Origin of the sequence: Pseudomonas mandelii (genome assembly GCF_024138395.1) — a bacterium.
GTDB classification, from domain to species: Bacteria; Pseudomonadota; Gammaproteobacteria; order Pseudomonadales; family Pseudomonadaceae; genus Aquipseudomonas; species Aquipseudomonas mandelii_E.
In genome coordinates, this window is sequence record NZ_JAMYDU010000014.1 from 111,975 (window position 1) to 135,213 (window position 23,239).

At 58.9% G+C, this 23,239-nt stretch carries 23 protein-coding genes; 20 read left to right on the top strand and 3 right to left on the bottom strand.

All coding sequences use genetic code 11. From position 1 onward, the window contains the following. Positions 1 to 256 precede the first annotated feature (256 nt). The 6 genes from puuE to NHU87_RS19785 all read left to right on the top strand — a co-directional run bounded on the left by puuE (position 257) and on the right by NHU87_RS19785 (position 6,265). Positions 257 to 1,183 carry an allantoinase PuuE gene (gene puuE, locus NHU87_RS19760; RefSeq protein ID WP_253551775.1) on the top strand — a complete coding sequence of 309 codons (927 nt, stop codon included), beginning with the start codon at positions 257 to 259 and terminating at the stop codon, positions 1,181 to 1,183. Continuing rightward, positions 1,180 to 1,695, top strand: coding sequence for a 2-oxo-4-hydroxy-4-carboxy-5-ureidoimidazoline decarboxylase (gene uraD, locus NHU87_RS19765; RefSeq protein ID WP_253551776.1), 516 nt, complete (start codon positions 1,180 to 1,182; stop codon positions 1,693 to 1,695). Before puuE ends, uraD begins: the two co-directional genes overlap by 4 nt. 88 nt (positions 1,696 to 1,783) lie before the next feature. Beyond that, a complete protein-coding gene (gene alc, locus NHU87_RS19770) occupies positions 1,784 to 2,779 on the top strand; it encodes an allantoicase (protein ID WP_030131652.1) in 996 nt (331 codons plus the stop codon). Between the two features lie 122 nt (positions 2,780 to 2,901). Then, positions 2,902 to 3,405: an ureidoglycolate lyase gene (locus NHU87_RS19775; protein ID WP_007898831.1), complete on the top strand. Its 504-nt coding sequence runs from the start codon at positions 2,902 to 2,904 to the stop codon at positions 3,403 to 3,405. A 50-nt stretch (positions 3,406 to 3,455) separates the two neighbouring features. Beyond that, on the top strand, positions 3,456 to 4,760 hold the full coding sequence (locus NHU87_RS19780) for a urate hydroxylase PuuD (RefSeq protein ID WP_253551777.1): 1,305 nt from the start codon (positions 3,456 to 3,458) through the stop codon (positions 4,758 to 4,760). 719 nt (positions 4,761 to 5,479) lie between these two features. Then, positions 5,480 to 6,265: an outer membrane protein OmpK gene (locus tag NHU87_RS19785; RefSeq protein ID WP_253551779.1), complete on the top strand. Its 786-nt coding sequence runs from the start codon at positions 5,480 to 5,482 to the stop codon at positions 6,263 to 6,265. Between the two features lie 132 nt (positions 6,266 to 6,397). Here NHU87_RS19785 and NHU87_RS19790 read toward each other — a convergent pair whose 3' ends face one another. Together NHU87_RS19790 and NHU87_RS19795 are read right to left on the bottom strand one after the other, a co-directional pair. After that, entirely contained in the window at positions 6,398 to 7,570 is a 1,173-nt protein-coding gene (locus NHU87_RS19790) for a patatin-like phospholipase family protein (RefSeq protein ID WP_253551781.1), read from the bottom strand. 35 nt (positions 7,571 to 7,605) lie between these two features. Next, positions 7,606 to 8,538, bottom strand: coding sequence for a lipid A biosynthesis lauroyl acyltransferase (locus NHU87_RS19795; RefSeq protein WP_253551784.1), 933 nt, complete (start codon positions 8,536 to 8,538; stop codon positions 7,606 to 7,608). A gap of 118 nt (positions 8,539 to 8,656) precedes the next feature. On the opposite strand from NHU87_RS19795, the gene minC reads away from it, so the two are divergent. The 8 genes from minC to NHU87_RS19835 all read left to right on the top strand — a co-directional run bounded on the left by minC (position 8,657) and on the right by NHU87_RS19835 (position 16,587). After that, positions 8,657 to 9,394, top strand: a complete 738-nt coding sequence (gene minC / locus NHU87_RS19800; protein ID WP_253551786.1) for a septum site-determining protein MinC — start codon at positions 8,657 to 8,659, stop codon at positions 9,392 to 9,394. 201 nt (positions 9,395 to 9,595) lie between these two features. After that, complete coding sequence (gene minD, locus NHU87_RS19805; protein WP_253551787.1) at positions 9,596 to 10,408, top strand: septum site-determining protein MinD; 813 nt, start codon at positions 9,596 to 9,598, stop codon at positions 10,406 to 10,408. Further along, the gene (minE, locus tag NHU87_RS19810; RefSeq protein ID WP_048394400.1) at positions 10,408 to 10,662 is read left to right on the top strand and encodes a cell division topological specificity factor MinE; all 255 of its coding nucleotides are present in this window, start codon (positions 10,408 to 10,410) and stop codon (positions 10,660 to 10,662) included. Before minD ends, minE begins: the two co-directional genes overlap by 1 nt. Before the next feature lie 182 nt (positions 10,663 to 10,844). Continuing rightward, complete coding sequence (locus NHU87_RS19815; protein ID WP_253551788.1) at positions 10,845 to 11,480, top strand: RluA family pseudouridine synthase; 636 nt, start codon at positions 10,845 to 10,847, stop codon at positions 11,478 to 11,480. A gap of 45 nt (positions 11,481 to 11,525) precedes the next feature. Then, the gene (locus tag NHU87_RS19820; RefSeq protein WP_253551789.1) at positions 11,526 to 12,632 is read left to right on the top strand and encodes a hypothetical protein; all 1,107 of its coding nucleotides are present in this window, start codon (positions 11,526 to 11,528) and stop codon (positions 12,630 to 12,632) included. Positions 12,633 to 12,708: 76 nt separating this feature from the next. Further along, positions 12,709 to 13,998 (top strand): M18 family aminopeptidase, encoded by a 1,290-nt coding sequence (locus NHU87_RS19825; protein ID WP_253551790.1) that lies wholly within the window; start codon positions 12,709 to 12,711, stop codon positions 13,996 to 13,998. Between the two features lie 204 nt (positions 13,999 to 14,202). Then, positions 14,203 to 14,379, top strand: a complete 177-nt coding sequence (locus tag NHU87_RS19830) for a hypothetical protein (protein WP_253551791.1) — start codon at positions 14,203 to 14,205, stop codon at positions 14,377 to 14,379. 72 nt (positions 14,380 to 14,451) lie between these two features. Next, positions 14,452 to 16,587 carry a mechanosensitive ion channel domain-containing protein gene (locus NHU87_RS19835; RefSeq protein ID WP_253551792.1) on the top strand — a complete coding sequence of 712 codons (2,136 nt, stop codon included), beginning with the start codon at positions 14,452 to 14,454 and terminating at the stop codon, positions 16,585 to 16,587. A 143-nt stretch (positions 16,588 to 16,730) separates the two neighbouring features. Here NHU87_RS19835 and NHU87_RS19840 read toward each other — a convergent pair whose 3' ends face one another. After that, a complete protein-coding gene (locus NHU87_RS19840) occupies positions 16,731 to 17,444 on the bottom strand; it encodes a UTRA domain-containing protein (RefSeq protein ID WP_123360108.1) in 714 nt (237 codons plus the stop codon). A 351-nt stretch (positions 17,445 to 17,795) separates the two neighbouring features. On the opposite strand from NHU87_RS19840, the gene NHU87_RS19845 reads away from it, so the two are divergent. The 6 genes from NHU87_RS19845 to NHU87_RS19870 all read left to right on the top strand — a co-directional run bounded on the left by NHU87_RS19845 (position 17,796) and on the right by NHU87_RS19870 (position 23,156). Continuing rightward, positions 17,796 to 18,860: an ABC transporter substrate-binding protein gene (locus tag NHU87_RS19845; RefSeq protein ID WP_253551793.1), complete on the top strand. Its 1,065-nt coding sequence runs from the start codon at positions 17,796 to 17,798 to the stop codon at positions 18,858 to 18,860. 186 nt (positions 18,861 to 19,046) lie between these two features. Then, a complete protein-coding gene (locus NHU87_RS19850) occupies positions 19,047 to 19,853 on the top strand; it encodes an alkaline phosphatase family protein (RefSeq protein WP_253551794.1) in 807 nt (268 codons plus the stop codon). Positions 19,854 to 19,858: 5 nt separating this feature from the next. Further along, positions 19,859 to 20,695 carry an ABC transporter permease gene (locus NHU87_RS19855; RefSeq protein ID WP_195840091.1) on the top strand — a complete coding sequence of 279 codons (837 nt, stop codon included), beginning with the start codon at positions 19,859 to 19,861 and terminating at the stop codon, positions 20,693 to 20,695. Beyond that, a complete protein-coding gene (locus NHU87_RS19860) occupies positions 20,682 to 21,482 on the top strand; it encodes an ABC transporter permease (RefSeq protein ID WP_253551801.1) in 801 nt (266 codons plus the stop codon). Before NHU87_RS19855 ends, NHU87_RS19860 begins: the two co-directional genes overlap by 14 nt. Then, on the top strand, positions 21,479 to 22,468 hold the full coding sequence (locus NHU87_RS19865; protein WP_253551804.1) for an ABC transporter ATP-binding protein: 990 nt from the start codon (positions 21,479 to 21,481) through the stop codon (positions 22,466 to 22,468). Before NHU87_RS19860 ends, NHU87_RS19865 begins: the two co-directional genes overlap by 4 nt. A 34-nt stretch (positions 22,469 to 22,502) precedes the next feature. Beyond that, positions 22,503 to 23,156 (top strand): HAD family hydrolase, encoded by a 654-nt coding sequence (locus NHU87_RS19870; RefSeq protein ID WP_253551805.1) that lies wholly within the window; start codon positions 22,503 to 22,505, stop codon positions 23,154 to 23,156. The last annotated feature ends 83 nt before the right edge of the window (positions 23,157 to 23,239 follow it).

Here is a 23,239-nt window from a genome sequence, read left to right on the forward strand (position 1 = left end):
GTTTGGCAATGAATCCTGAGCCAAACCATAAGATCAGAGGACCTTCTATCCATTAGCTGACCAGTCAGGCAGGTTTCTTGCAATACTCCTCAAAGTGGACAGTCAGTGAAAAATGCAAAAAATCAGGCTTACAAAGTGGATATAAAGTTGTATACAATCAGTCCATCGCTGTGATGCAAGCCTGCCCTCTCATCGCCAGGCCGTCACACACACCCGGACTTTGAATAAGTCGACACGAACAAGAAGGAAGACTGCAGTGAGCGCTGACTATCCACGCGACCTGATCGGTTACGGCAGTAACCCTCCTCACCCACACTGGCCGGGCAATGCCCGCATCGCGCTGTCCTTCGTGCTCAATTACGAGGAAGGTGGCGAGCGCAATATCTTGCACGGCGATAAAGAGTCCGAAGCTTTCCTCTCGGAGATGGTCTCGGCGCAGCCGCTGCAAGGCGAGCGCAACATGAGCATGGAATCCCTTTACGAGTATGGCAGCCGTGCCGGCGTGTGGCGGATTCTGAAACTGTTCAAGGAATTCGACATTCCGCTGACCATCTTCGCCGTAGCCATGGCCGCCCAGCGCCACCCGGACGTGATCCGCGCCATGGTCGATGCAGGCCATGAAATCTGCAGTCACGGCTATCGCTGGATCGACTACCAGTACATGGACGAAGCGCAGGAACGCGAGCACATGCTCGAAGCGATCCGCATCCTCACTGAAATCACTGGCGAGCGCCCACTGGGCTGGTACACCGGCCGCACCGGCCCGAACACCCGTCGGCTGGTGATGGAAGAAGGCGGTTTCCTTTACGACTGCGACACCTACGACGACGACCTGCCCTACTGGGAACCGAACAATCCGACCGGCAAGCCGCATCTGGTGATCCCGTACACCCTGGACACCAATGACATGCGCTTCACCCAGGTCCAGGGCTTCAACAAGGGTGACGATTTCTTTGAATACCTGAAAGACGCGTTCGATGTGTTGTATGCCGAAGGCGCCGAAGCACCGAAGATGTTGTCGATCGGCCTGCACTGCCGCCTGATCGGCCGTCCGGCGCGTCTGGCCTCGCTCAAACGCTTTCTCGAATACGCTAAAAGTCATGAACAGGTGTGGTTCAGCCGTCGCGTCGACATCGCTCGCCACTGGCACGAAACCCACCCGTATCAAGGGGCCGCGAAATGAGCCACTTCCAAACCCTGAAGCCATCGACCCTGAGCCGCGACGCGTTTGTCGCCGCCTTCGCCGACATCTACGAACACTCGCCATGGGTGGCCGAAAAGGCCTTCGACCTGGGCCAGGACGCTTCGATCGACGAGATCGAAACCCTGCACCAGCGCATGAGCGACATCCTGTTGAGCGCCGATCACGCCAGCCAACTGGCCCTGATCAACGCCCACCCGGACCTGGCCGGCAAAGCCGCCGTCCAGGGCCAGCTTACCGCCGCCAGCACTGAAGAACAGTCTGGCGCAGGTATTCACCAATGCTCGAGCGATGAGTTCCAGCGCTTCACCGAGCTGAACGACGCCTACAAGGCCAAGTTCAAGTTTCCCTTCATCATGGCGGTAAAAGGCAGCAACCGGCATCAGATCCTCGCAGCGTTCGAAACGCGCATTCACAACTCGGTCGACACCGAATTCAAATGCGCGCTGGCGCAGATCAACAAGATCGCCCTGTTCCGATTACTGACCCTATAGCAAGCCAGGCCCGCCGTTGATGAACGCAAAAAACGTCCCCGGGCCTTGCAAGCATCCCAAGCCACTTATTTAAAGGCAGACAAGAAGAATGAAAGCTTACGCCGTACCTTTCGAGAAGTTCGTCAACCTGGCCGACGCCCGTCTGGGCACCAAAATCATCTCGGTCACCGATGACTGGTTCGCAGACGCCAACCGTCTGTTCCAACCGACCCCGGCCGTGTGGAAGGAGGGCGTGTTCGATGACAACGGCAAGTGGATGGACGGCTGGGAGTCGCGCCGCAAGCGCTTCGAAGGCTACGACAGCGCGGTGATCCGCCTGGGCGTACCGGGCTCGATCAAAGGCGTGGACATCGACACTTCATTCTTCACCGGCAACTTCCCGCCATCGGCCTCCCTGGAAGCCTGCTTCCTGGCCTCCGGCGAGCCAGACGAAAACACCCAGTGGACTGAAGTGCTGTCTGCCGTCGAGTTGCAGGGCAACAGCCACCACTACCACGAAATCAACAACGACCAGGCGTTCAGCCATCTGCGCTTCAACATCTACCCGGATGGCGGCGTGGCCCGTCTGCGTGTGTACGGCATTCCGTTCCGCGACTGGTCCGCTGTGGGCGACAACGAACAGGTCGACCTGGCCGCAGCGCTGAACGGTGGGCGTGCGCTGGCCTGCTCCGATGAACACTTCGGCCGCATGAGCAACATCCTCAACCCGGGCCGTGGCATCAACATGGGCGATGGCTGGGAAACCGCACGTCGTCGTACGCCGGGCAATGACTGGGTGATCGTCGCGCTGGGCCATGCGGGCGAGATCGAGAAAGTCATCGTCGACACCCTGCACTTCAAGGGCAACTACCCGGACACCTGCTCAATCCAGGGCGCGTTCGTGAAGGGCGGCACCGACAGCCAGATCGAAACCCAATCGCTGTTCTGGCGCGAATTGTTGCCAAGCCAGAAGCTGGAAATGCACGCCGAACACACCTTCGCCGAACAGATCAAGGCACTGGGCCCGATCACCCACATCCGCCTGAACGTGTTCCCGGATGGTGGGGTTAGCCGCCTGCGGGTATTGGGCAAGGTCGCTAAATAAGCGGCGCGCCCTTCGCGGGCAAGCCTCGCTCCTACAGGTATCACGCAAACCCTGTAGGAGCGAGGCTTGCCCGCGAAGGCGCCAGATCAAACAACACAGAACTCAACGAAAAGAAGACCAGCATGCGCACACTGACGATTGAACCGCTGACCAAAGAAGCCTTCGCCCCTTTCGGTGACGTGATTGAAACCGATGGCAGCGATCACTTCATGATCAACAACGGTTCGACCATGCGCTTTCACAAACTGGCGACGGTTGAAACCGCCACGCCAGAGGACAAGGCGATCATCAGCATCTTCCGCGCCGACGCGCAGGACATGCCGCTGACCGTCTGCATGCTGGAGCGTCACCCGCTGGGCAGCCAGGCTTTCATTCCGCTGCTCGGCAACCCCTTTCTGATCGTGGTCGCGCCACTTGGCGATGAACCTGTATCAGGCTTGGTCCGCGCCTTCGTCACCAACGGCAGGCAGGGCATTAATTACCATCGCGGCGTCTGGCACCACCCGGTGCTGACGATCGAAAAGCGGGATGACTTCCTGGTGGTTGATCGCAGTGGCACAGGCAATAACTGCGATGAGCATTTTTTCAAAGAGGATGAGCGTTTGATCCTTGCCCCCCACCAATAAGAGAAGGTCTGATCACTCGACAACAGAGTGACAGGCGAGAGGTAAAGACTGTGGAAGCACATCTGTTGGAATGGCTGAACCTGAGCGTGCGCTGGGTTCACATGATCACTGGCGTGGCCTGGATCGGCGCGTCGTTCTATTTCGTCTGGCTGGAAAACAACCTCAATCGGGTCAACCCGAAAAACGGGCTGGCGGGCGATTTGTGGGCGATCCATGGCGGCGGTATCTACCACCTGGAAAAGTACAAACTGGCCCCACCGACCATGCCGGACAACCTGCACTGGTTCAAATGGGAAGCCTACTTCACCTGGCTGTCGGGGGTCGCGCTGCTGTGCGTGGTGTTTTACTCCAACCCGACGCTGTACCTGCTCGCTCCGGGCAGCAGCCTCACCGGCACTGAAGGTGTTCTGCTGGGCATCGGTTCGCTGTTCGTCGGCTGGTTCATCTACTCCTTCCTCTGCGACTCGGCCCTGGGCAAACGCCCTGCCCTGCTCGGCTTCATCCTGTTCGTACTGATCATCGGCGCGGCTTACGGCTTCAGCAAAGTGTTCAGCGGTCGTGGTGCGTACCTGCACGTCGGCGCGATCATCGGCACCATCATGGTCGGCAACGTGTTCCGCATCATCATGCCGGCGCAGCGCGCATTGGTGGCAGCGATCGCCGAGAACCGCACGCCCGATCCGGCGCTGCCGGCCAAAGGCTTGCTGCGTTCGCGTCACAACAACTACTTCACCTTGCCAGTGCTGTTCATCATGATCAGCAACCACTTCCCGAGCACCTACGGCAGCCAATACAACTGGCTGATCCTGGCCGGGATCGCGGTGCTGGCGGTGTTGGTGCGTCACTACTTCAACACCCGTCATGACAGCCACAAGTTTGCCTGGACCCTGCCCGCTGCGGCGGTCGGCATGATCTGCCTGGCCTACGTGACCGGGCCGGCGCCGATGTCCAGCGCCCCTGAAGTGGCCAAGGCGCCTGGGACCATCGAGTACCAGCCGCTGCCGGAAACCGCACTCGGCGGTGGCAAGAAACCGGCTGAAGCTGCACCGGCGGCGGCCCCTGAAACGGCACCCGCCCAGGCGTCAAATGCCGGCCCGGACTTTGACAAGGTGCACAACGTGATCCAGGAACGCTGCACGGTCTGCCATTCGGCCAAACCCACCAGCCCGCTGTTCAGCACGGCGCCGGGGGGCGTGATGTTCGATACTCCCGAGCAGATCAAGCTCCAGGCCCCGCGCATCCAGGCCCAGGCTGTTGCCAGCCAGATCATGCCACTGGGCAACATCACCCAGATGACCCAGCAAGAGCGTGACTTGATTGGTGCGTGGATTGTTCAGGGAGCCCAAACCCAATAAGCAACAAAAGCTTCGCGGGCAAGCCTCGCTCCTACACGTTTTCGGTCGATCACATCATTTGCGAACGACATAAATCCGTAGGAGCGAGGCTTGCCCGCGAATGACCGAACGCGGTCCACCTGATACAGAAATCACAAGAATAAAAAAAGATCCAAGGTGTTGCATGTCAGGCGGCGCAATGGCTGCCCTTTCACCGCGTCATCCACATACGTACACGCATGACAGCAGACCGGTTGCACCCACGGTCGCCGTCAGCGGCTGCCTGCGCCTCAAACAATAAAAACAAGAGGGAGCAACAGATGATTCGTACCCAGACAAGCCTGTCGTTCAGCGACATCAGACCGATCGCCGGCAACCGTGCCCAAAACCTGCCGCCGAGGCTCTGTTGCGGGGCACTTGAGCCATGGCGCGGGGGTCAGTATTCTCCGCGCCCGCCCGAATCCGCTCTAAAAAAAAGCACGGATGTAATTTCTGACCGGAAAGCCAACTTACCCCGGCTCTGGACAGTATCAAGGCTCCCCAAAATCACGCTCAATCGACTGTTTTCGAACAGCCGAACGGGCGTTTTTTGGTTTTTTGACAGCCTTGGCTCAGCTCTTGCTAACAGCATTAAAGCTGACCGAATGGATGATTTTTTACAGCAGCAAGAAAAGGCGCCACACCAGAGCGCCGACCTTAAAAAAATAACGTGGAACCACCTACTTTTTGGGAGCAACCGAATGAAACGTACGTGCACCAGCCTGATGCTCGCGGGATCCTTGCTGGCCGGGGGCCAGGCAATGGCAGACGACTTGCTGCAATGGCAGAACAACAGCCTGACCTACCTTTATGGCAAGGACTTCCAGGTCAACCCGCGCATTCAGCAAACCGTCACCTTCGAGCACGCCGATGCCTGGAAATACGGGGACAACTTCTTCTTCCTCGACAAGATCTTCTACAACGGCGAAAAAGACTTCAACGCCGGCCCAAACACCTATTACGGGGAGTTCCAGCCACGTATTTCGCTGGGCAAGGTCCTCGGCCAGAAGATTGAATTCGGCCCGATCAAAGACGTGCTGCTGGCCATGACGTACGAGTTCGGTGAGGGCGATACCGAGTCCTACCTGATCGGTCCGGGTTTCGACCTGGCGATTCCCGGGTTCGACTACTTCCAGCTGAACTTCTATCAGCGTCACACCGAGGGCAGCCGCCCGGGTGACAACGTCTGGCAGATCACCCCGGTCTGGTCCTACACCATTCCCGTGGGCGATTCGAACATCCTGATCGATGGTTTCATGGACTGGGTGGTCGATAACGACCAGAACAGCAAAGGCACTTACCACGCCAACCTGCACTTCAACCCACAGGTCAAATACGACTTGGGCAAAGCCCTGAACATTGGCGAGAAGCAGTTGTACGTCGGTGTTGAGTACGACTATTGGTCAGACAAGTACGGGATCAAGGACAGCCAGGCCTTCAAGACCGATCAGAGCAACACGAGCTTGCTGGTGAAGTTCCACTTCTGATTCAGCGGCGTCTGAAAGGACGCCATCGCGGGCAAGCCACGCTCCCACAGGTTTTGTGTCGTTCACATAATCGGCGAACGACACAAAACCTGTAGGAGCGAGGCTTGCCCGCGAATAGCCGCACCGCCAATCTCAAGCCGAAACCGCAGGCTCCACCAACCCCAAAAACCGGCACAGCTCATCGCGCTTGGCCAACGCATCGCGCCGCCCCAGATCGATCAACTCGCTGCAATACCCCGCCTCGAACAGCAGATAACTCAGCACCCCCGCCCCGCTGGTCTTGGTCGCTCCCGGCCCGCGCAAAAACAGGCGCAAGGCCGCCGGTAATTCCTGGCGATGCCGCGCCGCAATTTCATCGATCGGCTGACTCGGCGAAATCACCAGCACCTCCACTGGCGCTGCTCCCAATGCACGACTCGGCGCGCCGTCGGGCAGCAGATGGCTGAACTGATTCAGACGCTGCAGCAACTCGATGTCACTTTCCAGGCTGTCGATGAACGTACTGTTGAGCATGTGCCCGCCGATTTGCGCCAGGGTCGGCTGCTGACCGGTGTAGGCGCGTTGCAGCGGCTGTTGCGGGTCGACCCCGCGCGGGTTGCCGCTGACGCCCACCACCAGCACGCGGCTGGCCCCCAGGTGCAGGGCGGGACTGATCGGTGCCGATTGACGCACCGCGCCATCGCCGAAATATTCTTCGCCGATTTTCACCGGCGCAAACAGCAACGGAATCGCCGAACTGGCCAGCAAGTGTTCGACGGTCAATTGTGTCGGCACGCCGATTCGCCGATGACGCAACCAGGACTCGATGGTGCCGCCGCCCTGATAAAATGTGACGGCCTGACCGGACTCATAGCCAAACGCCGTGATCGCCACCGCCTTCAATTGCTTTTGCGCGATGGCCTCGGCAATGCCGGGCATGTGCAGTTTGTCGTTGAGCAAACCGCGCAGCGGCGAGCTGTTGAGCAGGGCCACTGGCACCGGAGCGCCAATCCCCAGCAAACTGCGACTGACAAAACGGGTAGCCTGATGGATCACCCCCGGCCAGTCGCTGCGCAATACCAGATGGCTGCGGAAACCTTGCCAGAAGGCGGTCAGACGCTGAATCGCGCCACGAAAATCCATTGCCCCACTGGCCAGGCTGACCGCGTTGATCGCACCGGCCGAGGTGCCGACGATGACCGGAAACGGATTCGCCGCCCCCACCGGCAGCAACTCGGCAATCGCCGCCAGCACGCCCACCTGATAAGCCGCCCGAGCCCCGCCGCCGGAAAGTATCAACCCTGTAACCGGTTCAGCAGAACTCATCGCAACACTCCATGGTGCTTAAAGGGATCGGTGACTCAACCGTGTTTGGCGTACAGCTTCGGTTCGCCCGGTGGACGGCTCTTGAAGCGGCGATGGGCCCAGAGGTATTGCTCCGGGCATTCGCGCAACGCGCTTTCGACCCACTGGTTGATGCGAATGCAGTCAGCCTCTTCCGTCTCGCCGGGAAAGCCCTCGAGCGGCGCATGAATCACCAACCGATAACCGCTGCCGTCGGCCAGGCGTTGTTGAGTGAACGGCACGACCAGCGCTTTGCCCAGTCGCGCAAATTTACTGGTGGCGGTGACGGTCGCCGCCTGAATTCCGAACAGCGGCACGAAGATACTTTGCTTGGCGCCGTAGTCCTGATCCGGTGCGTACCAGATCGCTCGGCCGGCCCGCAGCAGTTTGAGCATGCCGCGCACGTCGTCGCGCTCCACCGCCAGCGAGTCGAGGTTGTGCCGCTCGCGGCCACGACGCTGGATGTAGTCGAACAGCGGATTCTTGTGTTCGCGGTACATACCATCGATGGTGTGCTGCTGACCGAGCAGCGCCGCGCCGATCTCCAGCGTGGTGAAATGCACGGCCATCAGAATCACGCCCTTGCCGTCGCGTTGGGCCTGCTTCAAATGCTCCAGCCCTTCAATATGGGCCAGTTTCGCCAGACGCTTGCGCGACCACCACCAGCTCATGGCCATCTCAAAGAAGGCGATGCCGGTGGAGGCGAAGTTTTCCTTGAGCAGACGCTTGCGCTCGGCAGCGGACTTTTCAGGGAAACACAGCTCAAGGTTGCGCTTGGCAATGCGCCGTCGGTCGCCGGCCACCCGATACATCAATGCGCCCAAGACGCGACCGATCGACAGCAACGCCGGATACGGCAGCTGCACAATCAGCCACAACAGCCCCAAGCCACACCACAGCGGCCAGAAACGTGGAGAAAGAAATGCTGTTCGAAAACGCGGGCGATCCATTAAAGGTTCCGTCAAGACAGTGGCCGCGCATTCTACATCGTTCGACCCGGCTTGCGGCCTGCGGGCGTTCTCGTTATAAGTCTCGGCACTTTTAGTGACAAGTCGTTGTATGCCGACCATGAGCCAAACCGAACCGCTAGACCAAGATCCCGTGTTCCAGTTGAAGGGCAGCATGCTTGCCATTACGGTGCTGGAACTGGCCCGTAACGACCTTGAGAACCTTGATCGGCAACTGGCCGCCAAGGTCGCCCAGGCGCCCAACTTCTTCAGCAATGCGCCGCTGGTCCTGGCCCTGGACAAACTTCCGGCCAGCGAAGGCTCGGTCGATCTGCCGGGGCTGATGCGCATTTGCCGCCAGCATGGCCTGCGCACCCTGGCGATCCGTGCCAGCCGCATCGAAGACATCGCCGCCGCCATCGCGGTCGATCTGCCAGTGCTGCCGCCATCCGGCGCCCGTGAGCGACCACTCGACCCGCACGAAGGCATTGTTGCGAAAAAACCGGAAAAACCAGCGGAACCGACCATCAAACCGACCAAAATCATTACTTCGCCGGTACGCGGTGGCCAGCAGATTTATGCCCAGGGTTGCGATTTGGTGGTGATTTCATCGGTCAGCCCGGGGGCGGAACTTCTCGCCGATGGGAACATCCATGTATACGGCGCGATGCGCGGTCGTGTCTTGGCCGGCGTCAAAGGTGACACGAAAGCAAGGATTTTCTGCCAGCAAATGACCGCTGAACTGGTCTCCATCGCCGGCCACTACAAGGTTTCCGAGGATCTGCGTCGTGATCCATTGTGGGGCGCGGGCGTACAAGTCAGCCTGTCGGGCGACGTGTTGAACATCATTCGGCTTTAACGGATACTGCCGCATTTTCCAAGCATCTCTAAAACGTAGCGAAAACGGCTCAAACGAAGTAGGAAAAAGGCCAAAAGCAGTGTTTACCGGGGGTAAGCGCCGCTCAGAACCGGATTCCAGCCAAGGCTGTCCGACTGCAGTAGTTTTTCAAGAGATGTTTTTCAGGGGCTAAACGTCCTTTTTCCTTAGGGGTAAAACACCTTGGCCAAGATTCTCGTGGTTACATCCGGCAAGGGTGGTGTGGGTAAGACCACCACCAGCGCCGCTATCGGTACCGGCCTCGCTCTGCGTGGTCACAAAACAGTTATCGTCGACTTCGACGTGGGCCTGCGTAACCTCGACCTGATCATGGGTTGCGAGCGCCGCGTGGTGTATGACTTCGTCAACGTGGTAAACGGCGAAGCCAACCTGCAACAGGCTCTGATCAAAGACAAGCGTCTGGAAAACCTCTACGTACTGGCCGCCAGTCAGACCCGCGATAAAGACGCGCTGACTGTCGAAGGCGTCGAAAAGGTCCTGATGCAGCTCAAGGAAGACTTCGAATTCGTGGTCTGCGACTCCCCGGCGGGCATCGAGAAAGGCGCCCACCTGGCCATGTACTTCGCCGACGAAGCGATTGTCGTGACCAACCCGGAAGTCTCCTCCGTACGTGACTCGGACCGCATGCTGGGCCTGTTGGCCAGCAAGTCCCGTCGTGCCGAAAAAGGCGAAGACCCGATCAAGGAACACCTGCTGCTGACCCGCTACAACCCAACACGCGTGAGCAACGGCGAAATGCTCGGCGTCGAAGACGTCAAGGACATCCTCGCGGTGACCCTGCTGGGCGTGATTCCGGAATCGCAGGCAGTCCTCAAAGCCTCCAACCAGGGCGTGCCAGTGATTCTCGACGACCAGAGCGACGCCGGTCAGGCGTACAGCGATGCTGTTGATCGTCTGCTGGGTAAAACCGTGGACCATCGTTTCCTCGATGTCGAGAAGAAGGGATTCTTCGAGCGACTTTTTGGAGGTAGGTAATGAACCTTTTTGACTTCTTTCGTGCCAACAAAAAGCCTAATACCGCCTCGGTAGCGAAAGAGCGTCTACAAATCATCGTGGCGCATGAACGCGGCCAGCGCAGTACGCCGGATTACCTGCCAGCCTTGCAGAAGGAACTGGTGGAAGTGATCCGCAAGTACGTCAATATCGGGTCCGATGACGTGCACGTCGCTCTGGAAAACCAGGGCAGCTGCTCGATTCTGGAACTCAATATCACCCTGCCAGATCGCTGAGTCGATCCGACAGGAGCCACGGCGGCTCAGAATCTTACGCACTTCGTAGGAGCGAAGCTTGCTCGCGAACACAGGCAACTCGGTGTATCTGATAGACCGAGGTGGCGCATTCGCGAGCAAGCTTCGCTCCTACGGAGGGTGGGTTCTGAGCCGCCGTTGGCGTTTGTTACGAGGCTGTTTTAATGCCGTTGTCCAACATCCGCATCATCCATCAGGACGCCGCCGTACTGGTGGTGAACAAGCCGACCCTGTTGCTCTCCGTCCCCGGCCGGGCCGATGACAACAAGGACTGCCTGATTACGCGCCTGCAAGAAAACGGCTACCCGGAAGCACGAATTGTTCATCGGCTGGACTGGGAAACTTCCGGCATCATTCTGTTGGCCCGTGACCCGGACACTCATCGCGAGCTGTCTCGGCAATTTCACGACCGCGAAACCGAAAAGGCCTACACCGCCCTGTGCTGGGGACAACCGGAACTGGACAGCGGCAGCATCGACCTGCCCCTGCGCTACGACCCGCCGACCAAGCCACGCCATGTGGTGGACCACGAGTTTGGCAAGCATGCCCTGACATTCTGGCGTGTGCTGGAGCGTTGTGGTGACTGGTGCCGCGTCGAGCTGACGCCGATCACCGGCCGCTCTCACCAGTTGCGCGTGCACATGCTGTCGATAGGTCACCCGCTGCTGGGTGATGGGCTCTATGCCCACCCGCAAGCCTTGGCCGCCTGGCCGCGCTTGTGCCTGCATGCGAGTATGCTGAGCTTTACCCACCCCCAAACTGGCGACCGCTTGCGTTTCGAATGCCCGGCACCGTTCTAAAATCTGCCACATGGCGTCACCGCTGCAAAACGAGGATTGAACAGAATGAGTTGTACTGACTCCTTGGCAACGCCCGTCAAGAAAGCCCGAAATCAGCTGCTTTATCTGATCTACGGTGATCAGGACGTTTATCGGCGCGAAGCCAAGTTCAGCATTTTGACTGCGCTTTCCCACGTAAAGAAAGGCGAGCCTCCGTGCATCAGAGTCCTGACGGATCGCCCGCAGGACTACGCCGGCTGGCCGGTTGAAACCGTGCTCCTGACTGAGGAAACCCTCACCCTGTGGCAGGGGGAAAACGGCTATCACCATCGCCGCAAGGCCTGCGCCATGGCCGCTGGCCTTGCGCTTGCCGAGAAGACCCTGTTCGTCGATACCGACACCCTGTTCCTCGGCGACCCTAGCCTGGTCTTCAATCAAATTGAGCCCGGGCACTATTTGATGGATCGCCTCGAATACAACTGGCGGGATGTCTGTGAGCGTCACGACTACCTGAAACTCGGCGAACAGCTACGCACTCACGGCATTACGCCAGACAACGGTTTCAAGCTGTACAACAGCGGACTCTGCGGCGTGACCGAGCGCGATGCACCGCTGTTCGAAACGTCGATCCAGTTGATCGACGAATGGACCCGCGGCAGCTTCGACATTCACACCATCGAGCAGATCGCCCTGTCGTTCGCGATGCGCGACAAACCAGTGCGTGAAGCAAAAAAATACGTCTATCACTACTTCGCGGAAAAACGCTTCTTCCATGCGATGCAGGCGTACTTCTTCTCCCAGCATGGCGAGCAGTTCAGCCAAAATCTGGTGGAACTGTGCCGCGACGTGCCGCGAGTCAAACCCGTTCCGTCGGCCTGGCAACGGCTGAAAATCAAATGGAAATTGCGCAACCAGAGCGGCGCCATGAGAAAAGTCGGTCGCGATCTGCTTTATGGCAGTGCAGCACCCGATCATCCGTACTACACGGTGTGCCGACACGAGTGGTGGGAATCTGCCTCGCGGGAGATTCTTCGCTGGAACCACACCCGTCAGAAACAGCTTCTGGGCACTCATCAAACGGACTGGCCCAAACAACTGCCCAAGCCAGAAAAGCCTGAAGATGAACAGATCATCATGAAGTACCTGAGAAAACGGATAGCCGCCGCTCGCTGACGTAACCTGCGAACGTCAGGCCCAAAGCCCTCAGCCAATACGTTAAACTCCCGCCCATTGCTGTCTGGAGTTTCTTATGCGCGAAGAGTTGAACCAAGGCCTGATCGACTTCCTCAAGGCCTCCCCTACCCCATTCCATGCCACTGCCAGCCTTGTTCAGCGTCTGGAAGCGGCCGGTTTTATGCGCCTCGACGAGCGTGAACCTTGGAGCACCGAAGCCAACGGTCGTTATTACGTCACCCGTAACGACTCTTCGATCGTCGCGTTCAAAATGGGCCGTCATTCGCCCTTGCACGGCGGCATTCGTCTGGTCGGCGCGCACACCGATAGCCCGTGCCTGCGGGTCAAGCCCCAACCGGAATTGCAACGCCAGGGCTTCTGGCAACTGGGTGTCGAAGTCTATGGCGGTGCACTGCTGGCCCCGTGGTTCGACCGTGATCTGTCTTTGGCCGGCCGCGTAACCTTCCGCCGTGATGGCAAGGTCGAAAGCCAGTTGATCGACTTCAAGGCGCCGATCGCGATCATTCCGAACCTGGCCATTCACCTGAACCGTGAAGCCAATATGGGCTGGGCGATCAATGCCCAGACCGAACTGCCGCCGATCCTCGCGCAATTCGCCGGTGACGAGCGCGTGGATTTCCGCGCCGTGCTCACCGATCAACTGGCCCGCGAACACGGCCTGAACGCTGACGTGGTACTCGATTACGAGCTGAGCTTCTACGACACCCAAAGCGCTGCGGTCATTGGCCTGCATGGCGATTTCATTGCGGGTGCGCGCCTCGATAATTTGCTGTCGTGCTACGCCGGCCTGCAAGCTTTGCTGACAACCGAAACCGACGAAACTTGCGTGCTGGTCTGCAACGATCACGAAGAAGTCGGCTCCTGCTCGGCCTGTGGCGCTGACGGTCCGATGCTTGAGCAAACCCTGCGTCGTCTGTTGCCCGAAGGGGATGAATTCGTACGGACCATTCAGAAATCCCTGCTGGTCTCGGCCGACAACGCCCACGGCGTGCACCCGAATTACGCCGACAAGCACGATGCCAACCACGGTCCGAAACTCAACGCCGGCCCGGTGATCAAGGTCAACAGCAACCAGCGCTACGCCACCAACAGCGAAACCGCCGGGTTCTTCCGCCATTTGTGCATGGCCGAAGAAGTGCCGGTGCAGAGCTTCGTGGTGCGCAGCGACATGGGCTGCGGCTCGACCATCGGCCCGATCACCGCCAGCCATCTGGGCGTGCGCACCGTGGACATCGGCCTGCCGACGTTCGCCATGCACTCGATCCGCGAGCTGTGCGGCAGCCATGATTTGGCGCACCTGGTCAAAGTGCTGAGCGCGTTCTACGCCTGCCGCGAATTGCCGTAGCCCAGACAACTCTCGACGAACACGAACACATGTAGGAGCTGCCGCAGGCTGCGATCTTTTGATCTTGATTTTCAGCGCATTTGAAGACGCCCAAAGATCAAAATCAAAAGATCGCAGCCTGCGGCAGCTCCTACACACACATCACCTCCGCTCGCCCGAAAGCCGCCTAGACTTGCAGTACCCCTCTCCGACAAGGCTGTCGCCATGATCTCGATGTCATCCTTCCACTCCATGCTGATCCCGATTCTTTCCGGGATGATCATGTTGGCCATCGGCTTCAACTTTCGCGACAAGAACATGGGTGTGTTCGCGATGTGGGTGGGCATGCTGATGATCCTCGCCACCGTGATCTACAAGATCCTCGCCAAACTCAACGAATAAATCCTCGCGCCTGGCTCGCATTGATTTTGACGGGCTCGTACACTCGGCCGATTCGTTCATCCGAGGTTGACCGTGTTCGCTCGTCTTTTTGCCCTGCCGTGTTTGTTTCTTGTCTGCCTGATGACACTGCTGCCGACGGCACCTGCCCAGGCGGTCGGCTTGCCGGGGCTGCTCAACGGCTCGGCGAAAACCCAGCCGCAAGCACAAGAGCCGCTGGGTCAGTCACTGGACGAAGTCATCAAATCTCTGGAAAACGATCAGCAGCGCACCCAGCTACTTACGGACCTGAAAAAGCTTCGCGACGTCACCCAAAAGGCTCAGCCGACCACTGAAGAAGGCGTGCTGGGGCTGATCGGCGGTACTCTGGTCGGTTTCGAAAAGCAATTTTCCGGTGCCGACAGCCCTCTCAATCGCTGGTCCGAAGAGGTCGATCTGGCCAAGGACGAACTGGCGGCGCTGATGCTGCCGGCCAATGAGTGGCTGCCGATCATCTTCGCTTTCGCTGTGATCCTGATGGTCTGGAGCCTGCTGGCCGCCGCCCTGATCTGGCTCGGCCACCGGGTGCGCATGCGCTTTGGCCTGACCGAAGAATTGCCGCAACACCCCAAGGCGCTGGACATGCTGCGCTTCGCCTTGCGCAAACTCGGGCCATGGTTGATTGCCTTGGTGATGACGGTTTACATGACCTACGCCCTGCCTTCGTCATTGGGCAAAAGCCTGGCCATGGTGCTGGCCTATGCGCTGGTCGTCGGCACCTGTTTCTCGGCGATCTGCGTGATCGCGTTTTCCGTGCTGGATGGCCCACATCGCCACCGGGCCTTGTACATCCTGCGGCATCAGGCCTTCCGCCCGTTGTGGCTGATCGGCAGTTTCGCCGCCTTCGGTGAAGCCTTGAGCGATCCACGTCTGGTTGAAAGCCTCGGCACTCATCTGGCTCACACAGCTGCGACATTCGCCAATGTGCTCGCGGCGATCTTCACCGGTTTTTTCGTTCTGCGTTTCCGTCGGCCCATCGCGCACTTGATCCGCAATCAACCACTGTCCCGGCGCCTGACTCGCCGGGCCTTGAGCGACACAATCGAAATTCTTGGCACCTTTTGGTATCTGCCAGCGCTGGTGCTGGTGGGCATCTCGCTGTTCGCCACCTTCGTCTCCGCCGGCGACACCAGCACGGCCTTGCGTCAGTCACTGATCTGTACGGTGCTGCTGGTGTTGTGCATGGTCATCAACGGGCTGGTGCGCCGCCACTCACTCAAACCGCAACGCAGCGTGAAGCGCCACGCGCTGTATTCGGATCGCCTGAAAAGCTTCTTCTACACCCTCGCCCATCTGTTGGTGTGGCTGGCATTCATCGAACTCGGCCTGCGGGTCTGGGGCATGTCGCTGATCCGCTTCACCGAAGGCGAAGGCCATGAAGTCAGTGTCAAACTGTTCAGCCTCGGTGGCACGCTGATTTTTGCCTGGCTGATCTGGATCCTCAGCGACACCGCCGTGCATCACGCCCTCACCCGCTCGCGCAAAGGCCTGGCCAATGCCCGCGCACAGACCATGATGCCGCTGATCCGCAACGTGCTGTTCGTAGCGATTTTCATCATCGCGCTGATCGTCGCCCTGGCGAACATGGGCATGAACGTCACGCCGTTGCTGGCCGGTGCCGGCGTGATCGGTCTGGCTATCGGTTTTGGCGCGCAGTCGCTGGTGGCTGACCTGATCACCGGGCTGTTCATCATCATCGAAGACTCCCTGGCCATCGACGACTACGTGGACGTCGGCGGCCACCTGGGCACGGTCGAAGGCCTGACCATCCGCACCGTACGCCTGCGGGATGTCGACGGCATCGTTCACACCATTCCGTTCAGCGAAATCAAAAGCATCAAGAACTACTCCCGGGAATTCGGTTACGCGATTTTCCGGGTGGCGGTGCCCTCCAACATGGACATCGACGAGGCGATCAAACTGATGCGCGACGTCGGCCAGAAAATGCGCACCGACCCGCTGCAACGGCGAAACATCTGGTCGCCGCTGGAGATTCAGGGGGTAGAAAGTTTCGAATCCGGCAACGCAATTCTTCGCGCACGCTTCAAGACCGCGCCGATCAAGCAGTGGGAAGTTTCCCGGGCGTTCAATTTGTCGCTCAAGCGGCATCTGGATGAAGCCGGGCTGGATCTGGCGACGCCACGGATGAGTGTGCACGTCGCCAAGGAATAAAAGCCCCTGTAGGAGCGAGGCTTGCCCGCGAAGACGGACTTACATTCAACATTTGTGTTGGCTGATGGTCCCTCTTCGCGGGCAAGCCTCGCTCCTACAGTGGGGCATCGTCTGTGCAAGTGATGTGCAGTTGAATGTGTGACCTACACCACATCCACCCCGACATGAATCGCATCATGCCGCCAGAACTCCAGGTCACAATCGATCAGTCGTTGATGCTGATCGTAATTGACCCGGGCAATCCGCAACCCGGGGCTGCCCACCGACACCCGTAAAGCCGCCGCGGCGTCCACTGACAACGCCGTCGGCACAATCTCGAAGCGCACCCGCCCGTAATGCAAGTCGTAATGCCGTGCATACAATTCGGTCATCGACTGATTCAAATCGAAATCCAGAATCCCCGGGAAAAACTGTGGGTTCAGATAGTGCTCCACATACAGCACCAATCGCCCGTCAATCCGCCTTGAGCGGCAGATCTGGATCACGCTCGACAACGCCGGCAACTGCAACCAGGCACACACCGCCGCCGACGCCGGTTGCAACCGCGCCGAAATCACCTCGGTGGACGGCACTCGCCCCTGCGCACTGACCATCGCGTGAAAGTGGCTGCGTTGCATCAGGTTATAAGCCAGCCTTGGTGGCGACACGAACCAGCCGCGTCGCTCCTCGCGATAAATCTGGCCTTGGGCCTCTAACTGCAATAACGCCTCACGCACGGTGATCCGCGTGGTACCGAATAACTCACTGAGCTTGCGCTCCGCCGGCAACTTGCTCCCGGGCGCCAACAGACCGTGGTCGAGCTGTTCTTGCAGAACCTGCCCGATGGCTGTCACCGCCTTGGTGGTCTCGATGCGCATCAACGTTACCTATCTGGACTAGACCAGCACTGATTCAGGGCAGAAACCGTGATTCAAATCGGTTCCTTCAACTGCCTGCAAGCCTAGGCACTGCATATGACTGACAGATGACAAAGCCGCCGAACGGTTGCGCCAGACACCTGCAATTTTATGGCCAAGTCCCTTTCATATCAGCTCTTTAGCCATGGTCTACGCTTATCTCGCACCCCGCGTATCCGAGCGCAGAAAATTCAGGCCGACCGGTCGTCGACATCAAAATGTCATCCAACCCGCCTAAATTGGCTCAGGTATTGCTGACCTAGACCAACACAACCGCAATCGCAGCGTTGAAAACGCCCAAAGGAGCTTCGGATGAAACAGTTTTTCCTGGCATCACTGTTAGGCTCGACCATTGCCCTGTGCACCTCCGCCATGGCGGCGGATGATCTGAAAACCCTGGAAGCCGCTGCGAAAGCGGAAGGCGCAGTCAACAGCGTCGGCATGCCCGATGACTGGGCCAACTGGAAAGGCACCTGGGAAGATCTGGCCAAGAAATATGGCCTGAAACACATCGACACCGACATGAGCTCGGCCCAGGAAATCGCCAAGTTCGCCGCCGAAAAAGACAACGCCAGCGCCGACATCGGCGACGTCGGTGCCGCCTTCGGTCCGATTGCGGTCAAGCAAGGCGTGGTGCAGCCTTATAAGCCAACTACCTGGGAACAGATTCCGGATTGGGCCAAGGATAAGGACGGTAACTGGGCGCTGGCCTACACCGGCACCATCGCGTTTATCATCAACAAAAAACTGCTGCACGGTTCTGAAGCACCGACCAAATGGGCCGACCTCAAGACGGGCAAGTACAAAGTCTCTATCGGTGACGTCAGCACCGCGGCCCAGGCTGCCAATGGTGTACTGGCCGCCGCCATCGCCAACGGTGGTGACGAGAAAAACATTCAGCCAGCCCTGCTGATGTTCGCCGACATCGCCAAGCAAGGTCGCCTGTCGATGGCCAACCCGACGATTGCCACCATGGAAAAGGGTGAAATCGAAGTCGGTGTGGTCTGGGATTTCAACGGTCTGAGCTACAAGGCCAAGATGGCGAATCCGGATGACTATACCGTGCTGATTCCGTCCGACGGCTCGGTGATTTCCGGTTACACCACCATCATCAACAAATACGCCAAGCACCCGAACGCCGCCAAGCTGACCCGCGAATACATCTTCAGCGATGCCGGCCAAATCAATCTGGCGAAAGGCAACGCCCGTCCGATCCGCGCCGAGCACATCAAACTGCCGGAAGACGTGAAGGCCAAGCTGCTGCCTAACGAGCAGTACAAAAAGGTTACGCCGATCAAAGACGCCGACGCGTGGGAAAAGACTTCCAAGTCGCTGCCGCAGAAGTGGCAGGAAGAAGTCATCATCAATATGCCGTAAGGCGGTAGCCCGCCATTGGGTGGGCTAAGTGGAGATCCAATGTGGGAGCGAGCTTGCTCGCGATAGCGGTGGCTCAGTCAACATCACTGTTGAAGGTCAGTCCGTCATCGCGAGCAAGCTCGCTCCCACAGTGGATGGTAGTGAATTCGAGTTTTCTGAACACTGTTTTGCGGAGTCCCAGCCCCTATGAAGCACAACGTCATCCTTGTCGTGCTCGACGGCCTCAATTACGAAGTCGCGCGCCACGCCATGGGGCATCTGCAGGCTTATGTTGGCGCAGGACGCGCGGCACTCTACAAACTGGAGTGCGAACTGCCGGCCCTGTCCCGACCGCTTTATGAATGCATCCTGACCGGCGTTACGCCGATCGACAGCGGCATCGTTCACAACAACGTCTCGCGCCTGTCCAACCAGCGCAGCATCTACCATTACGCCACCGACGCCGGCCTGAAAACCGCAGCCGCGGCCTATCACTGGGTCAGCGAGCTGTATAACCGTTCGCCGTTCGTGGCCGCCCGGGATCGTCATACCGATGACCCCAAACTGCCGATCCAGCACGGTCATTTCTACTGGAGCGACCACTACCCGGACTCGCACCTGTTCGCCGACGCGGAAAACCTGCGCCTGCGCCACGCGCCGAACTTTTTATTGGTCCACCCCATGAACATCGACGACGCCGGGCACAAGCACGGCCTCGACACCTCGCAGTACCGCAACAGCGCTCGCTCGGCCGACATCATCCTCGCCGATTACCTGCAAGGCTGGCTCGACGCCGGTTACCAGGTGCTGGTGACGGCTGACCACGGCATGAACAACGACCGCTCGCACAACGGCCTGCTGCCCGAAGAACGCGAAGTGCCGCTGTTCGTCCTCGGCGATGCCTTCAGCTTCAACCAGAACGCCGCACCGAAACAGACCGAAATCTGCGGCACCGTCTGTGAACTGCTGGGCGTGCCCCACGACAAACCTGTGTGCCGGGAGCTGCTCAAGTGAACGCCATGACCCGCGGTAAATGGTTGGCCGCTCTGTGCCTGGTGCCCTTTGCGATTTTCTTCTTCGTGTTCCAGATCGCCCCGCTGCTCTGGGTGATGATCAATAGCCTGGAATCGGAAGAGTTCGGCTGGGGCCTGGCCAACTTCAGCAAAATCTTCAACTCGAAGTTCTATCTGCAGGCGATCCAGCACAGCCTCGAGATCAGTTTCTGGTCCAGCGTGTTCGGCATCATCATCGCCGTACTCGGCGCCTATTCCTTGCGCCGGGTCGACTCGAAACTGCGCAACTTCGTCAATGCTTTCGCCAACATGACCAGCAACTTCGCCGGCGTGCCCCTGGCCTTCGCGTTCATCATTTTGCTGGGGTTCAACGGCACCTTCACCATCATGCTCAAACAAGCCGGGATCATTCAGGACTTCAACCTGTACTCGAAAACCGGTCTGATCATTCTCTACACCTACTTCCAGATTCCTCTCGGCGTGCTGCTGCTCTACCCGGCTTTCGACGCCTTGCGCGAAGACTGGCGTGAGTCCGCCGAATTGCTCGGCGCCAATGGCTGGCAGTTCTGGCGGCACATCGGTTTGCCGGTGTTGACCCCGGCGCTGCTCGGCACTTTTGTAATCCTGCTGGCCAACGCCCTCGGCGCGTACGCCACGGTCTACGCCCTGACCACCGGCAACTTCAACGTGTTGCCGATCCGCATTGCGGCGATGGTCTCTGGCGACATTTCTCTTGACCCGAATCTGGCCAGCGCCTTGGCGGTGGTGCTGGTGGCGTTGATGACCCTGGTGACCATCGTGCATCAGTTGCTGTTGAAGAGGAGCTACCATGTCTCGCGCTGAATTGGGGCCCGTCGGTGTCTATCACCGCGTCGTGGCGTATTTGTTGTTTGCCATTCTGCTGTTGCCGCTGCTCGGAACGCTGATCTACTCGATCTCCAGCAGTTGGTCCGCGACGATTATGCCCAGCGGTTTTACCTTCAAGTGGTACATCCAGCTGTGGAGCGATCCGCGCTTTCTCGACGCCTTCGGCCAGTCGTTACTGGTGTGCGTCGGTTCGCTGATTCTGTCGGTGGTGCTGATTCTGCCGCTGCTGTTCGTGGTGCATTACCACTTCCCGAAACTCGACGCCTTGATGAACATTCTGATCCTGCTGCCCTTCGCGGTGCCGCCGGTGGTGTCGTCGGTGGGGCTGCTGCAGCTCTACGGTTCGGGGCCATTCGCGATGGTCGGCACGCCATGGATTCTGATCGGTTGCTACTTCACCGTGGCGCTGCCGTTCATGTACCGGGCGATCACCAACAACCTGCAAGCGATCAACCTGCGCGACCTGATGGACGCCGCACAACTGCTCGGCGCCAGCACTTGGCAAGCGGCATTCCTGGTGGTGCTGCCGAACCTGCGCAAGGGTCTGATGGTGGCGTTGCTGCTGTCGTTCTCGTTCCTGTTCGGTGAGTTCGTGTTCGCCAACATCCTGGTCGGCACCCGCTACGAAACCCTGCAGGTCTACCTCAACAATATGCGTAACAGCAGCGGCCACTTCACCAGTGCGCTGGTGATCTCCTACTTCTTCTTTGTGCTGGTTCTGACCTGGGCGGCCAATATCTTGAACAGGGACAAAAGCGAATGAGCTATGTCAGCGTCCAACATCTTCAAAAAAATTATTCTGGAACAACGGTATTCAGCGACATCAACTGCGAAATCAAGAAAGGTGAATTTGTCACCCTGCTCGGCCCGTCCGGTTGCGGCAAGTCCACCCTGCTGCGTTGCATCGCCGGCCTGACCTCGGTGGACGGCGGCAAGATCCTGCTGGAAGGTCAGGACCTCGTTCCGTTGAGCCCGCAAAAACGCGGGATCGGCATGGTGTTCCAGAGTTATGCGCTGTTCCCGAACATGACCGTGGAGCAGAACGTCGCCTTCGGTTTGCGCATGCAGAAGGTCAACGCCGACGAGAGCCACAAGCGCGTTGCCGAAGTGCTGGCACTGGTGGAGCTCAAAGACTTTGCCGCCCGTTACCCGCATCAATTGTCTGGTGGCCAATGCCAGCGTGTCGCCCTGGCTCGCTCGCTGGTGACCCGGCCTCGGTTGTTGTTGCTGGATGAGCCGCTGTCGGCACTGGATGCGCGGATTCGCAAGCACCTGCGCGAACAGATCCGTCAGATCCAGCGCGAACTGGGCCTGACCACGATCTTCGTCACTCACGATCAGGAAGAAGCCCTGACCATGTCTGACCGAATCTTCCTGATGAACGAGGGAAAGATCGTACAGAGCGGCGATGCCGAAACCCTTTACACTGCGCCAGTCGATGTTTTTGCCGCAGGCTTCATCGGCAACTACAACCTGCTGGACGCCGACAGCGCCAGCAAACTGCTGCAGCGACCGATCACCCATCGCCTCGCCATTCGCCCCGAAGCTATCGAGCTGAGCCTCAACGGCGAACTCGACGCGCAGATTCGTAGCCACAGCCTGTTGGGCAACGTGATTCGCTACCGGGTCGAAGCCCGGGGCGTGGAATTGGTGGTGGATGTGCTGAACCGCTCGGCGGCCGACCTGCATCCCGATGGTCAGCGCCTGGCGCTTTCCATCGATCCGACGGCCTTGTGTGAGGTAGCCTGATGACTTTGCTGATGTTGAAGAGAGAACTGCACTGATGGCCCTGGCAATTTTTGATCTGGACGAAACCCTGATCCACGGCGACTGCGCCACCCTCTGGAGCGAGCAAATGGGCCGCTTGGGCTGGGTCGATCCCGAGTCGTTCATGCGCAAGAACAATGAGCTGATGGACGCCTATAGCCATGGCAAATTGCGCATGGAGGAGTACATGGACTTCAGCCTCGAACCGATGATCGGCCGCACACCGCAAGAGCTCGAACATTTGGTGGCGCCGTGGGTGGAGGATTTCATCGAGCCGATCATCTTCAGCGACGCCACCAAAGCCATCGCCGCCCACCGCAAGGCCGGCGACCGGATCCTGGTGATCTCGGCGTCGGGCACGCATTTGGTCAAGCCTATTGCCGACCGGTTGGGCATCGACGAGATTCTCGGCATCGAACTGGAACTGCTGCACGGGGTGTACAGCGGCAACACCGTTGGCACCCTGACCTACCGCGAAGGCAAGATCATCCGATTGATGGAATGGCTGGATGCCGAAGAGGAGAACCTGGAGGGTGCGAGTTTCTATTCCGATTCACGCAACGACTTGCCGCTGCTGCTGAAGGTGGATTTCCCACACGTGGTGAATCCGGACCCGGTGCTGCTTGAGCATGCCGAAAAGGCCGGTTGGCCGATCCATATCTGGAAATAACCCTAGAACCTGTAGGAGCGAGGCTTGCCCGCGAAGGCGGTGTGTCATTCAACATTGATGTTGACTGACACACCGCCTTCGCG

Excerpts from the sequence above, each read along its gene's own strand:
- uraD (WP_253551776.1), top strand. The coding sequence starts at position 1,180 with ATGAGCCACTTCCAAACCCTGAAGCCATCGACCCTGAGCCGCGACGCG.
- alc (WP_030131652.1), top strand. The coding sequence starts at position 1,784 with ATGAAAGCTTACGCCGTACCTTTCGAGAAGTTCGTCAACCTGGCCGAC.
- NHU87_RS19775 (WP_007898831.1), top strand. The coding sequence starts at position 2,902 with ATGCGCACACTGACGATTGAACCGCTGACCAAAGAAGCCTTCGCCCCT.
- NHU87_RS19785 (WP_253551779.1), top strand. The coding sequence starts at position 5,480 with ATGAAACGTACGTGCACCAGCCTGATGCTCGCGGGATCCTTGCTGGCC.
- NHU87_RS19790 (WP_253551781.1), bottom strand. The coding sequence starts at position 7,570 with ATGAGTTCTGCTGAACCGGTTACAGGGTTGATACTTTCCGGCGGCGGG.
- NHU87_RS19795 (WP_253551784.1), bottom strand. The coding sequence starts at position 8,538 with ATGGATCGCCCGCGTTTTCGAACAGCATTTCTTTCTCCACGTTTCTGG.
- minC (WP_253551786.1), top strand. The coding sequence starts at position 8,657 with ATGAGCCAAACCGAACCGCTAGACCAAGATCCCGTGTTCCAGTTGAAG.
- minE (WP_048394400.1), top strand. The coding sequence starts at position 10,408 with ATGAACCTTTTTGACTTCTTTCGTGCCAACAAAAAGCCTAATACCGCC.
- NHU87_RS19815 (WP_253551788.1), top strand. The coding sequence starts at position 10,845 with ATGCCGTTGTCCAACATCCGCATCATCCATCAGGACGCCGCCGTACTG.
- NHU87_RS19820 (WP_253551789.1), top strand. The coding sequence starts at position 11,526 with ATGAGTTGTACTGACTCCTTGGCAACGCCCGTCAAGAAAGCCCGAAAT.
- NHU87_RS19825 (WP_253551790.1), top strand. The coding sequence starts at position 12,709 with ATGCGCGAAGAGTTGAACCAAGGCCTGATCGACTTCCTCAAGGCCTCC.
- NHU87_RS19830 (WP_253551791.1), top strand. The coding sequence starts at position 14,203 with ATGATCTCGATGTCATCCTTCCACTCCATGCTGATCCCGATTCTTTCC.
- NHU87_RS19840 (WP_123360108.1), bottom strand. The coding sequence starts at position 17,444 with ATGCGCATCGAGACCACCAAGGCGGTGACAGCCATCGGGCAGGTTCTG.
- NHU87_RS19845 (WP_253551793.1), top strand. The coding sequence starts at position 17,796 with ATGAAACAGTTTTTCCTGGCATCACTGTTAGGCTCGACCATTGCCCTG.
- NHU87_RS19850 (WP_253551794.1), top strand. The coding sequence starts at position 19,047 with ATGAAGCACAACGTCATCCTTGTCGTGCTCGACGGCCTCAATTACGAA.
- NHU87_RS19855 (WP_195840091.1), top strand. The coding sequence starts at position 19,859 with ATGACCCGCGGTAAATGGTTGGCCGCTCTGTGCCTGGTGCCCTTTGCG.
- NHU87_RS19860 (WP_253551801.1), top strand. The coding sequence starts at position 20,682 with ATGTCTCGCGCTGAATTGGGGCCCGTCGGTGTCTATCACCGCGTCGTG.
- NHU87_RS19865 (WP_253551804.1), top strand. The coding sequence starts at position 21,479 with ATGAGCTATGTCAGCGTCCAACATCTTCAAAAAAATTATTCTGGAACA.
- NHU87_RS19870 (WP_253551805.1), top strand. The coding sequence starts at position 22,503 with ATGGCCCTGGCAATTTTTGATCTGGACGAAACCCTGATCCACGGCGAC.